We start from the raw sequence: 12,066 nt of genomic DNA, 5'->3' as shown, positions 1-12,066 counted from the left end.
CCGAGACCGCGGCTTCACCCCAGGCGCTGCACCGCGGCCTCACCCTAAACGCTGCACCGCAGCGGCGATCCGCTCGTCGGGGGCGGTCAACGCCACCCGTACGTGCCGGGCACCGCGCGGACCGTAGAACTCGCCGGGCGCGACGAGGATGCCGCGTTCGGCGAACCAGGCCAGCGTCTGTCGGCACGGTTCGTCGCGGGTAGCCCACAGGTAGAGCCCCGCCTCGGAATGGTCCACGGTGAAGCCGGCCGCCTGCAGCGCCGCGAGCAGTGCCGCGCGCCGGTGTGCGTAGCGCTCCCTCTGCACCCGCTCGTGCTCGTCGTCGTCGAACGCGGCGACCATCGCGGCCTGCACCGGGAACGGCACCATCATGCCGGCGTGCTTGCGCACCGCCAGCAGCTCGGCGACCACCGCGGTATCGCCGGCCACCAGGCCCGCCCGGTAACCCGCCAGCGACGACGTCTTGGACAACGAATGCAACGCCAACAGCCCGGTGTGGTCACCGTCGCAGACGTCGGGGTGCAGGATCGAGACCGGCTCGGCGTCCCAGCCCAGACCGAGGTAGCACTCGTCGGATGCGACCAGCACGCCGCGCTCGCGGGCCCAGCCGACCACCTTGCGCAGGTGGTCGACGCCGAGCACCTTGCCCGTCGGATTGCTGGGCGAGTTGAGGTAAACCAGGGCCGGCGTGCCCGGGCCCAGCTGGGTCAGCGAGTCGGCCCGCACCGCGGTCGCGCCGGCCAGCAGAGCACCCACCTCGTAGGTCGGGTAGGCCAACTCGGGCACCACCACGGTGTCCCCGGCGCCGAGCCCCAGCAACGTCGGAAGCCACGCGATCAGCTCCTTGGTGCCGATCGACGGGAGCACCGCCTGCGGCCCGAGGCCGGTGATGCCGTACCGGCGCGCCAGCGCGGCCACCGCGGACGTGCGCAGCGCCTCGGTACCGGCCGTCGTCGGGTAGCCGGGCGCGGCGCCGGCCGCGGCCAGGGCCGCCCGGATCACCGGGGCGACCGGGTCGACCGGGGTACCGACCGACAGGTCGACGATGCCGTCAGGGTGTGCGCGTGCCGTGGCGGTGACCTCGGCCAGGGTGTCCCACGGGAACACCGGCAGGGCCGCCGACTTCGGTGTCCGGCGACCGGATTCCGCGCGGCCGCCGCCTGTCGGCGACGTCGTGCTCAGTCCTCGCCCTGCGGAGGCAGGCTCTTGACCGCCGGCGGGTCGTTGTCGGTCTGGCCCACCTTCGACGCGCCGCCCGGCGAACCGAGCTCGTTGAAGAAGTCCGCGTTCGCCTGGGTGTAGCTGCTCCACTGGTCGGGGACGTCGTCCTCGTAGTAGATCGCCTCCACCGGGCACACCGGCTCGCATGCGCCGCAGTCGACGCATTCATCCGGGTGGATGTACAGCATGCGAGCACCCTCGTAGATGCAGTCGACAGGGCATTCCTCGATGCACGCCTTGTCTTTGACGTCGACGCAAGGCTCGGCAATGACGTACGTCACCTAACTTCTCCTCAAGTTCTCTCGAACTGCAATCCTGCGGGCTGTTTGACAGGCATCGAGCTCGACTGCGAACGGGTCCCAGCAAGTATCCCTGCCCTTGCCGGCACGGTTGTCTCAGTGTGCCCTAACTCGCGCATCCGGTTTAAGGGTTGCGCGTGGTTACAGATACTAGCCGTCTCATTTACCGCTCGCCTAGTAGGGCTGCGGCCGGGTCTCCGGCGTGTCCCCCGGGGGCGTCAGGCAGCCAGCGGCGCATAGGTGGTGGTGCGTTGCCGGGCGGGCCGGCCGATCCCGGCGGCGATCGCGACGAGATCCTCCACACTCTTGAACGAGCCGAACTCCGAGCCGGCCATCCGCGAGATGGTCTCCTCCATCAGCGTGCCGCCCAGGTCGTTGGCCCCGCCGCGCAACATCACCTGGGTGCGCTCGGTGCCGAGCTTGACCCAGCTGGTCTGGATGTTGGCGATCCTGCCGTGCAGCATGATCCGCGCCAGCGCGTGCACCGCCCGGTTGTCGCGGTGGGTCGGGCCGGGACGCGCCCCGCCGGCCAGATACAGCGGGGACGACTGGTGCACGAAGGGCAGCGGCACGAACTCGGTGAAGCCGCCGGTGCGGTCCTGGATGTCGCGCAGCACCCGCAGGTGACCGACCCAGTGCCGCGGCGTGTCGACGTGGCCGTACATCATCGTCGAACTCGACCGCAGCCCCACCTCGTGGGCGGTGGTGACGACGTCGATCCACATCGAGGTGGGCAGCTTGCCCTTGGTCAGCACCCAGCGCACGTCGTCGTCGAGGATCTCGGCGGCGGTGCCGGGGATCGACCCCAGACCGGCCTCGCGCAACGCGGTCAGCCACTCCCGCACGCTCTGGCCGCTCTTGGTGACGCCGTTGGCGATCTCCATGGGGCTGAACGCGTGCACGTGCATCGACGGCACCCGCGCCTTGACCGCGCGGACCAGATCGGCATAACCGGTCACCGGCAACTCCGGGTCGATGCCGCCCTGCATGCACACTTCGGTGGCGCCGGCGACATGGGCCTCCCACGCCCGGTCGGCCACCTCGGCGGTGGACAACGAGTACGCGTCGGCGTCGCCCTTGCGTTGCGCGAACGCGCAGAACCGGCAGCCGGTGTAGCAGATGTTGGTGAAGTTGATGTTGCGGTTGACCACGAACGTCACGTCGTCGCCGACGGCGTCCCGGCGCAACGCGTCGGCCAGCGCGGCGACCGCGTCCAGCGCCGGACCGTCGGCGGTGGCCAGCGCGAGGTACTCGTCGTCGGTGCAGCCGGCCGGGTCGCGTTCCGCGGAACGCAAGGCGGCCAGCACATCGGTGTCGACGCGTTCGGGCGCGCGGGCGGCCAGTTCCCCCACCTTCTGGCGGATCGACTCCCAGTCACCGAAGGCGCTGTCGAGGTCGCTGCGCGTGTCGGTGAGGCGGCCGGCGTCGTCGATGGCGGCGTGCAGATCCACCCGCCCCAGCGACTCCGAGGCCTCGTCGGGCTCCTGCCACGGCCGCCCGACCGGGTCGACGTCGAGCGCGTACCCGGTGTCCGGGTCGGCCAGCGCGTCGACGTGCCCGCGTACGCGCGGGTCGATCCAGGCGGCCCCGGCCTGCACGTACTGCGGTTGCGCGGTCAGCCGCTGCACCAGGTCGTAGCCGGCTTCGGCGGTGACGGCGGCCAACTCGTCGAGCGCGGGCCACGGCCGCTCCGGGTTGACGTGGTCAGGGGTCAGCGGCGACACCCCGCCCCAGTCGTCGACCCCGGCGCCGATCAGCGCCAGGCACTCCTGCCGCGACACCAGGTTCGGCGGCGCCTGCACACGCATCTTGGGCCCCAGCACCAGCCGGGTGACGGCGATGGTGGCCAGGAAGTCCTCGAACCCGGCATCGGGCACACCGGCCATCGCGGTGTGCTCCTTGGCCCGGAAGTTCTGCACGATCACTTCCTGAACGTGCCCGAACTCCTTGTGCGAGCGCCGGATCGCGTGGATGGTCTCGGCCCGCTCGGCCAGTGTCTCGCCGATGCCGACCAGCAGACCGGTGGTGAACGGAATGGACAGCCGGCCCGCGTCGGCCAGCGTGCGCAGCCGCACCTCGGGATCCTTGTCGGGGCTGCCATAGTGAGCGGCACCGCGGGTCTCGTATAACCGGCGCGAGGTCGTCTCGAGCATCATGCCCATCGACGGCGCGACGGGCTTGAGCCGTGAGAGTTCGGCCCAGCTCATGACACCCGGGTTCAGGTGCGGCAGCAGCCCGGTGTCCTCCAGCACCCGGATCGCCATCGCCCGCACGTAGTCCAGCGTGGAGTCGTAACCACGCTCGTCGAGCCACTGCCGGGCCTCGTCCCAGCGCGCCTCGGGTCGGTCCCCGAGTGTGAACAGCGCTTCTTTGCAACCCATCTCGGCCCCGCGGCGCGCGACGTCGAGGATCTCGTCGGGCTCCATGTACATCCCCTGCCCGGCTGCGCGCAGGCGGCCGGGCACGGTGACGAAGGTGCAGTAGTGGCAGGTGTCGCGACACAGGTGGGTGACGGGGATGAACACCTTGCGGGAGTAGCTGACGGGCAGCGCTCCAGTACCCCCGCGTCGGTCGGCCGCCGCCAGGCCGGCGTCGCGCACCCGCGCCGCGCTGGCGCACAGGTCGGTCAGGTCGTCGCCGCGGGCGGTCAGTGCGATCGCGGCCTCGTCGACGTTGAGGGCCACGCCGTCGCGAGCGCGCCGCAGCACCCGCCGCAGAGCTGAGGGGTTGTGCGCAGGGGGAACCACCGGGTCGGGCAGGTCGGCGCCGCGCTGGGTGTTCAGAGCCACTTCCGCATAACCCCGGCGTGGTCGCGGATCATCCGTGCGTCTCACGATCTGAAACAGAGTGCGCCTGCCATGCACGTGACATAGGGGTCACAGTAGTCACCGGACGCGGGCCCCGGAGTTCCCCCCGGCGCCGGGCTGGGCGGTGCGGCGCGTCAGCACCCAGGCCGGTGGCAGACCGCCCACCGCGATCAGCAGCAGCGGCCCGTACTCCATCAGTCCGACGCCGCCGAAGATGATGTCGTCACCCGGGCCACCGAACGTGCAGACCAGCACCGTGGCCAACCACGTCCACAACGGCAGCGCAGCGAGCCTCGGCGCTGTGGTCCACTGCAACGCGGCCCACACCAGCGCGACGTTGATCAGACCGCTGAGCAGCGCGCTGACCGGCAGCGGAATTCCACCGACCCGCAGCGGGAGGAAGAACACGGCGATCAGGGCCGAGAACACACCGTCGACGCCGAGCAGGGCCAGGACGATGCCACGGAGCCGGCCGGAGACCGGCGACGCGGACGCCGTCAGGTCGGGATGCTGTCGAGCAGCGACACCAGCGAACCGACCACCCACTGATAGCTGTCCAGCCGGTCCTGCCAATGTTGCAGGTTCGGATCCAGATCGGGGTCCATGTGCTGCCCTTCCGCGCGCTCGGTTGGGGGCAGCTTACCCGCTTCGCCCGGGGTCAACCCACATTCAGCCCCGCCAGCAGGTCGGTCTCCCAGCCGCGCCCGTCGCGGCGACCGGCCGTACCGGCGGCCAGCACGTAGTGCTCGGTGGTGTCGACCGGCAGCGCGATGTTGTTGGACAACGCGAAGAATCGGCCGTCGCCGGAGACACTGACCTGCGTCTGATGGGCACGCAGCGCAGCGACTTTCGCCGGCAGGTGCGCCGTCAGGTCCATCGCCGCGTCGATGGCGTCGTCGGCGTACGCATCGAACGGCAGCGCCTCCAGCGGAATCCGCGTCCACTGCTCGGGCGCGTCGCCCAGCACCACGTTGCCGGCGGTCAGTGCGGACGCCGCCATCACGGTCCAGTAGAACTTCGGCACCCGCCAGCCGGCGGCGTCGACGGCGGCGGTGGTCACCTGGTGGGCGCGGATGTGGTCGGGGTGGCCGTACCCGCCGCGGGGGTCGTAGGTGACGACGACGTGCGGGCGGAGCTCGTCGATCACCGCGGCCAGGGCAGCGGCCTGTTCGGCGAGGTCCCCGTCGACGAAGCGTTCGGCGCGCCGGGGCGGCGTGCCCTCCATGCCCGAATCACGCCAGCGTCCCGCGCCGCCGAGATACCGGGGCCGGTCGACACCCAGCGCCGCCAGCGCCGCGGTCAGCTCCCCAATGCGGTAACCGCCGAGCTGGTCGGCATGGTCGACGGCCAGGCGTGCCCACCGGTCGCCGATCACCTCCCCCTCCTCGCCGAGCGTGCAGGTGACGACCTGCACCTGGGCGCCCCGGGACGTGTAGTGCGCGATGGTCGCGCCGGTGGTCAGCGTCTCGTCGTCGGGGTGGGCGTGCACGAACAGCAGCCGCGGTGTCTCCATGGCCACCAGCTTGCCTGCCGAGGCGGCGAACCTCAGCGTGCGGGCGGGTCGACCCGGGCTCGGGACAACCGCATCGGATCGTCCTCCAGCGCGGCCCGGTCCCAACCGCCCAGGTCGGCGGCGGCCGCATAAGTCGTGTGCAGGAACTCGGCGACCGCCCGGTCCGGGTCGGTCGCCGCGCGGGCGGCCTCGTACGGAAAAAGGAACTGCTGAAACTCGGTGCTGTAGAACGCACCGTCGGGACCGGCGGGGTGATCGGCGAACCCGTCAGGTGCGGGGTAGGCGTAGGCATAGAACGCGCCCTCCTGCCCGCCGCCCGGCCAGAACCCACAGCTGGACAGCTCGTGCGAATAGCCCTCGACCATGACCCAGTCCGCACAGTTCGGTGCTCCACCCGGGTGCGGCGGAGCGGAGCCGCCGGAGAAGCGCGTGCAGGCCAGGTCCATGGCGCCCCAAAAGAAGTGCACCGGACTGACCTTGCCCACGAAATGCGACCGGAACTCGCCCATCACCCGGTTGGCCTGCAGCAGTTGGCGCCAGAACGCAGTGACCGCGTCGGCGTCGTAGGAGGCGTGGTGGTGGTCCTCGGGGAACGGGATCGCGGGGTCGACCTCGTTGGGCACCGGGCGGATCTGCGCCTCGATGCCGAGGGAGCCCAGAAGGTCCAGGAGTCGGGTATAGAACTCGGCGACCGGCATCGGCTGCAGCGGCAGGCTCTGCGTCCCACCGTCGCTGCTGCGGATGTCGAGGCGATGGCCGAGGAAGTCGAACTCCATTTCGAATGCCCCGCTTCGGTACGGGATCGCCGACGTCGTCAACCCACGAGGGCTGACATAGAGCGTCGCCTGCCACCAGTGGTTGACCAGCGGGGCGTGCCGCATACGGATCTTGCCCACGATCTGCGTCCACATGTGCAGGGTGTCGCGGGTCGGGGTCCAGTCCGACACCCGCAGGGTCGGCCAGTTCGGGCGTGGGTCGGCAAACGTATTCATCGCTGCTCCAGATTCGCATGGACGAGACGGGCGGGACCGTTACCAGCATCCCAGGCCGTGGCACTGACGCACGCCGACGTTCTCGACAGGGGACGGCGAATCGTCATCGGCCGGTACGGCACGTCACCGGCAGGTCTGGCTTACATTCGGCTGGTGAGTCGACGCTCCCTGCAGTTCGGGTGCGCCGTCGTGATCATCGGGTTGCTTGCCGGGGCGGCGGGTGCGGCCACGACGCTGCTGCTTCATGCGATCGAGCACGCCACCTATCACTACAGTCTGGGAACCTTGCTGTCCGGTGTGGAGGGCAGCGGCCACCTGCGCCGCGCGCTGGGCCCGATGCTCGGGGGCGCGCTGGCGGGGCTGGGCTGGTGGCTGCTGCGGCGACGGCGTGCGGTGCCGACTTTGGGTGCGGCCCTGCCAGAGGCGATCCGCACCGGTGCGCCCCTGCCCAGGCGGGTGCTGTCGATCGACGCCGGCCTGCAGGTGTTGCTCGTCGGGTCGGGCGCCTCCCTGGGGCGGGAGGGCGCGCCCCGGCAGCTGGCCGCGTCCTGGAGCGATCTGGGAACCTCGAAATTGGCGCTGACCGCGCGCGACCGCGACATCCTGCTGGCCTGCGCGGCCGGGGCGGGACTCGGCGCGGTCTACGCCGTGCCGCTGGGTGGGGCGCTGTTCGCCGCCCGGATACTGCTGGGCACCTGGCACCCCCGCGTGCTGGGCGTCGCGCTGATCACGTCGAGCCTCGCGGTGGCGGTGGCCGCGCCGGTCACCCACTTCGAGCATTCCGTGCAGTGGCCGCGCGCTGATGTGTCGTACCTGTTCGTGTTCCTGGCGCTGGCGCTGGCTCCGCTGGCCGCGGCGGTCGGCATGACGTTCGACAAGGTGATGGCCTCGGCGCGGCCCGCGGTGCAGCCCGTCTCGTGGATGCTGGTCCCGGCGATCGCCGGGGCCGGACTGCTGACCGGCGTCTGTTCGCTGTGGCTGCCCGAACTGCCCGGCAACGGCCGCAGCATCCTGCAGGTCAGCGTCAACAGCGGACTCACCCTGGCCGCCGCGGGCGCGATCCTGCTGCTCAAGCCGCTGCTGACGGCGCTGTTCCTGCGGGCCGGCGCGGTCGGCGGCCTGATCACTCCGGCGTTGGCGACCGGCGCGGCCGCCGGTTCGGTGGTGGCGCTGGGTCTCAACCAGTGGGCCGGTGCCGATCTGAACGTCGCCGCGGTGTCGCTGACGTGCGCGGCCGGGGTGCTGACGATCACGCAGCGTTCGCCGTTGTTCGCGGCGTTGTTCGTGTGGGAGCTGGCACACCCTCCCCTGTGGCTTCTGGCGGTGTTCGCGTTGAGCGCATGGACGGCGCATGTCATCGCGCAGCGGCACCGGGACAGGCCGACCGAACGCCGGCACAGCGTGCCGGACGCTACTGGCGCAGCTTGATCCACTTGCCGGCGTCACCGACGATCCCGACGGGTACCGCGCCGGTCAGGCTGACGTTGCCGACACTCGGCCCGGACGCGACGATCGTGGTGTCCTGCAGGATCGGCAGCACCGTCCACAGGTCCCACAGCTTCGGCTCCACCTCGTCGATCACCTCGGCGATGTCGGCGGTGCCGCGCAGCGCGGCGTCGATGAGGGGCTGGATGGTGCGGTCGCAGATCCCGGTGATGTTGCTGGGCGCCTGGACCAGCTCACCGGTACCGGGCGCGGCAGGCGGCGGCGTGGTCGCGGTGGTGCGCGGCGGAACCGGTGGCGGCGCGGGCGACTCCGAACCCCTGGTCGGCGACGGCGGCGGCGTCGGCGTGGTGGTGGCCACGGCAGTGGCCTCCAGCGCCGGGCAGCTGTATCGCGACGCCAGAGCGGTGGCCAGGTCCCCGCCCGCCTGTCGCCAGCCGACGACGGCGTCGACCCGGTTGTTGACCAGCGCATCACTGTAGAGCGCTACCGGGTCCAGCCGCGCGACCGTCGCGGCGATACCGACGTCGCGGAGCTGGTCGGCTGCAGTGTTGGCCACGGCCACCGCGGTCGGGTCGTTGTCGGCGACGCCGAGGACGATCGTCAGCGGCTCGCCGTCGCGTAGCAGCTGGCCGCGGCCATTGTTGTTGACGGGCGGGTTGTTGACGGGCGGGTTGTCGGGCGCGGGTTCGTCGGGCGGCGGCACCGCTTCGATCTGGTAGCCCGCGCCGGCCAGCAGCCCCAACGCATCCTGACGCGTCATCTGCGGCGGCGCCGTCGGCACGTACCCGGTGTCCGACGGGGACCGGACCTGGGCCTGCGCGAGCGTGACGGTGTTGTCGTCGCCGGCGCCCACCGCGGCCAGCAGGTCCACGTCCAGCAGACCGAGGACGGCCTTGCGCACCTGCGCGTCGGCCAGCGCCGGCCGCTGGGCGCGCAACGTCACCTGCATCACCCGCGGGGTCACGATGCGGGCCGTCCGCACATCCGGAATCGCAGAGAGCTGGGCGAACGCCGCCGCGCCGCCGTGCACCTGGGCAACCTGCGTATCGCCGTTGCGGATCGAGTCGGCCAGGGCGGCCGAGCTGCCGCCGCGACGGAACAGCACCAGATCGGGGGTCGCGGGCTCACCCCAGTAACGGTCGTTGCGGGCCAGCAGGATCTCGTCGCGCTGCGGGTCGATGGTCTCCACCCGGAACTGTCCGCCGGTGACCGGCAGTGCGCGCGCCAAGCCGGCCGCGAAGCCACCCGGCACGTCCTTGACGATGTGCGCGGGCAGGATGTTGTTGAACAGTTCGTGCCAGGCCGGATAGGGCTGAGAGAACGTGACGACGGCCGTCTTGCCGCCCTCGACCGACTGCACGCCGGTGATCAGGTCATAGCCCGCCGGGTCCACCGTGCCGGGCTGGCTGACCATCTGGCGCCAGAGGTACCAGTAGTCGTCGGCGCCGATGGGCGCGTTGTCGGTCCACTGCGCCTCCGGCCGGATCTTGTAGGTGACGGTGAACGGGTCCTCGCTGGTGACCTCCGCGGATTCCAGCAGCGAGGGGTCCATCTCCCAGCGCGACCCGGTCGGCGTCGTCGCGTCCGGGACGGGCCGAAACGAGCTGGGCAGCACCAGCGCGCTGATCGCGGCGTTGACCGGCGACTGGTCGGACAACAGATGCGGGTTGAAGCCGGGCCCGATCGAGTCGATCGCCATGATGATCTGCGTTGCCTTCATCGGCGGCGCCGGTGTCGACTCCGTGGTGTCGGTGCTCTGCGGCGCCGGTGGCGGGCTGACCGTGCACCCTCCGACCACCAGCAGGGCCGCCGCGACCACGCAGGTCGAGAGTCGGCGGGCGATCGGCACGCTGTACAGGGTAACGACGGCCCCGCTACGTCCCGGCCTGCTGCTTGGCCCGGGCCTTGGCCCTGGCCCGCAGCGATGCCGTCAGCTCGACCTTGCGCACCCGCACGATCTCGGGGGTGACCTCGACGCACTCGTCGGCGGCGCAGAACTCCATCGCCTTCTCCAGGTCGAGTTCGAGCGGGCGGGCCAGCGTCTCGATGACGTCGGCGGTCGAGCTGCGCATGTTGGTCAGCTTCTTCTCGCGGGTGATGTTGATGTCGAGATCCTCGGCACGCGGGTTGATCCCGACGACCTGACCCTCGTAGGTGTCCTGCCCGGGCTCGACGAAGAACTGGCCGCGGTCGGCGAGCTGGATCATCGCGAACGGCGTGATGGTGCCGCTGCGGTCCGACACCAGCGAGCCGCTGTGGCGGGCGCGGATCTCCCCGGCCCACGGCCGGTATCCGTCGAAGACCGCGTTGGCGATACCGGTGCCGCGCGTCTCGGTGAGAAAATCGGTCCGGAACCCGATCAGGCCGCGGCTGGGGACGATGAAGTCCATCCGCACCCAGCCGGCGGCATGGTTGGACATCTCCTCCATGCGGCCCTTGCGGGCGGCCATCAGCTGCGTGATCGCCCCGACGTATTCCTCGGGGCAGTCGATGGTCAGCGCCTCGAACGGCTCATGCAGCTTGCCGTCGATCGTGCGGGTGACCACCTGCGGCTTGCCGACGGTCAGCTCGAAACCCTCACGGCGCATCTGCTCGACCAGGATGGCCAGCGCCAGCTCGCCACGGCCCTGCACCTCCCAGGCGTCGGGGCGCCCGATGTCGACGACGCGAATGGAGACGTTGCCGATGAGCTCGGAGTCCAGCCGGCTCTTGACCATCCGCGCGGTCAGCTTGTGCCCGGACACCTTGCCGGCCAGCGGCGAGGTGTTGGTGCCGATGGTCACCGAGATCGCCGGTTCGTCGACGGTGATGCGGGGCAGCGCGTGCGCGTGCTCGGGGTCGGCCAGGGTGTCGCCGATCATGATCTCGGGCAACCCGGCGACCGCGACGATGTCGCCGGCGACGGCCTCGTCGGTGGGCGCGCGTTCGACGCCGACAGTGGCCAGCAGCTCGGTGATCTTGGCGTTCGTGATGACGGGCACGCCGTCCACCTCCCGCATCCACGCCACCTGCTGACCCTTCCTGAGTCGGCCGTTGTAGATGCGGATCAACGCGAGCCGGCCCAGGAACGCCGACGCGTCGAGGTTGGTCACCAGCGCCTGCAGCGGCGCCTCGGGGTCGCCGGCGGGGGGCGGGATGTTGTCCATCAGCACGTCGAACAGCGGATCGAGGTTGTCTCCGTCAGGTACTTCCCCGTCGGCGGGTGCGGTGGTGCTGGCCACCCCGGCCCGGCCGGACGCATAGAGCGTCGGCAGGTCCAGCGCCTTCTCGGCGGCGGCCTGCGCCTCGTCGTCGAGGTCGGAGGCGACGTCGAGCAGCAGGTCGTGGCTCTCGTGGACCACCTCGGCGATCCGGGCGTCCGGGCGGTCGGTCTTGTTCACCACCAGGATCACCGGCAGGTGCGCGGCCAGCGCCTTGCGCAGCACGAACCGGGTCTGGGGCAGCGGCCCCTCCGACGCGTCGACCAGCAGCAACACCCCGTCGACCATGGACAGTCCACGCTCGACCTCGCCGCCGAAATCGGCGTGGCCGGGGGTGTCGATCACGTTGATGACGGTCACGGAACCGTCCTTGTGGACCCGGTGCACCGCGGTGTTCTTGGCCAGGATCGTGATGCCCTTTTCGCGTTCCAGGTCACCGGAGTCCATGATGCGTTCGGTCGCCTCACCGCGTTCGCCGGCCAACGCGCCGGACTGGCGCAGCATCGCGTCGACCAGGGTGGTCTTTCCATGGTCGACGTGAGCCACAATGGCGACGTTGCGAAAGTCGGGGCGAGAATTCACGCCGGT

At 70.8% G+C, this 12,066-nt stretch carries 9 protein-coding genes; 1 reads left to right on the top strand and 8 read right to left on the bottom strand.

Annotated elements, in window-relative coordinates; translation table 11 throughout:
- Nucleotides 1–39 precede the first annotated feature (39 nt).
- From dapC to G6N31_RS00910, 6 genes are all read right to left on the bottom strand, one after another.
- On the bottom strand, nucleotides 40–1,113 hold the full coding sequence (dapC, locus tag G6N31_RS00935) for a succinyldiaminopimelate transaminase (protein WP_179964309.1): 1,074 nt from the start codon (nucleotides 1,111–1,113) through the stop codon (nucleotides 40–42).
- A 65-nt stretch (nucleotides 1,114–1,178) separates the two neighbouring features.
- The gene (fdxA, locus tag G6N31_RS00930) at nucleotides 1,179–1,502 is read right to left on the bottom strand and encodes a ferredoxin (protein WP_098003897.1); all 324 of its coding nucleotides are present in this window, start codon (nucleotides 1,500–1,502) and stop codon (nucleotides 1,179–1,181) included.
- A 236-nt stretch (nucleotides 1,503–1,738) separates the two neighbouring features.
- The gene (locus G6N31_RS00925; RefSeq protein ID WP_098003898.1) at nucleotides 1,739–4,309 is read right to left on the bottom strand and encodes a bifunctional FO biosynthesis protein CofGH; all 2,571 of its coding nucleotides are present in this window, start codon (nucleotides 4,307–4,309) and stop codon (nucleotides 1,739–1,741) included.
- Nucleotides 4,310–4,405: 96 nt separating this feature from the next.
- Nucleotides 4,406–4,873 carry a hypothetical protein gene (locus tag G6N31_RS00920; RefSeq protein WP_098003899.1) on the bottom strand — a complete coding sequence of 156 codons (468 nt, stop codon included), beginning with the start codon at nucleotides 4,871–4,873 and terminating at the stop codon, nucleotides 4,406–4,408.
- A gap of 112 nt (nucleotides 4,874–4,985) precedes the next feature.
- Complete coding sequence (mshB, locus tag G6N31_RS00915) at nucleotides 4,986–5,840, bottom strand: N-acetyl-1-D-myo-inositol-2-amino-2-deoxy-alpha-D-glucopyranoside deacetylase (protein ID WP_098003900.1); 855 nt, start codon at nucleotides 5,838–5,840, stop codon at nucleotides 4,986–4,988.
- A gap of 32 nt (nucleotides 5,841–5,872) precedes the next feature.
- Nucleotides 5,873–6,832, bottom strand: a complete 960-nt coding sequence (locus G6N31_RS00910) for a DUF5996 family protein (protein ID WP_098003901.1) — start codon at nucleotides 6,830–6,832, stop codon at nucleotides 5,873–5,875.
- Nucleotides 6,833–6,985: 153 nt separating this feature from the next.
- Here G6N31_RS00910 and G6N31_RS00905 point away from each other — a divergent pair, with 153 nt between their 5' ends.
- Nucleotides 6,986–8,260: a chloride channel protein gene (locus G6N31_RS00905; protein ID WP_098003970.1), complete on the top strand. Its 1,275-nt coding sequence runs from the start codon at nucleotides 6,986–6,988 to the stop codon at nucleotides 8,258–8,260.
- On the opposite strand, the gene G6N31_RS00900 is transcribed toward G6N31_RS00905, so the two are convergent.
- Together G6N31_RS00900 and typA are read right to left on the bottom strand one after the other, a co-directional pair.
- Nucleotides 8,244–10,127, bottom strand: a complete 1,884-nt coding sequence (locus tag G6N31_RS00900) for an ABC transporter family substrate-binding protein (RefSeq protein WP_163721982.1) — start codon at nucleotides 10,125–10,127, stop codon at nucleotides 8,244–8,246. The genes G6N31_RS00905 and G6N31_RS00900 overlap by 17 nt on opposite strands.
- A gap of 25 nt (nucleotides 10,128–10,152) precedes the next feature.
- The gene (gene typA / locus G6N31_RS00895) at nucleotides 10,153–12,060 is read right to left on the bottom strand and encodes a translational GTPase TypA (RefSeq protein ID WP_098003903.1); all 1,908 of its coding nucleotides are present in this window, start codon (nucleotides 12,058–12,060) and stop codon (nucleotides 10,153–10,155) included.
- Between the last annotated feature and the right edge of the window lie 6 nt (nucleotides 12,061–12,066).

The sequence above is a fragment of the Mycolicibacterium duvalii genome (assembly GCF_010726645.1).
GTDB classification, from domain to species: domain Bacteria; phylum Actinomycetota; class Actinomycetes; order Mycobacteriales; family Mycobacteriaceae; genus Mycobacterium; species Mycobacterium duvalii.
This window is presented reverse-complemented; position numbering and strand designations above follow the sequence as displayed.

Bases quoted from the DNA above. Each gene is read 5' to 3' on its own strand.
- mshB (WP_098003900.1), bottom strand. From the start codon at position 5,840: ATGGAGACACCGCGGCTGCTGTTCGTGCACGCCCACCCCGACGACGAG.
- G6N31_RS00910 (WP_098003901.1), bottom strand. From the start codon at position 6,832: ATGAATACGTTTGCCGACCCACGCCCGAACTGGCCGACCCTGCGGGTG.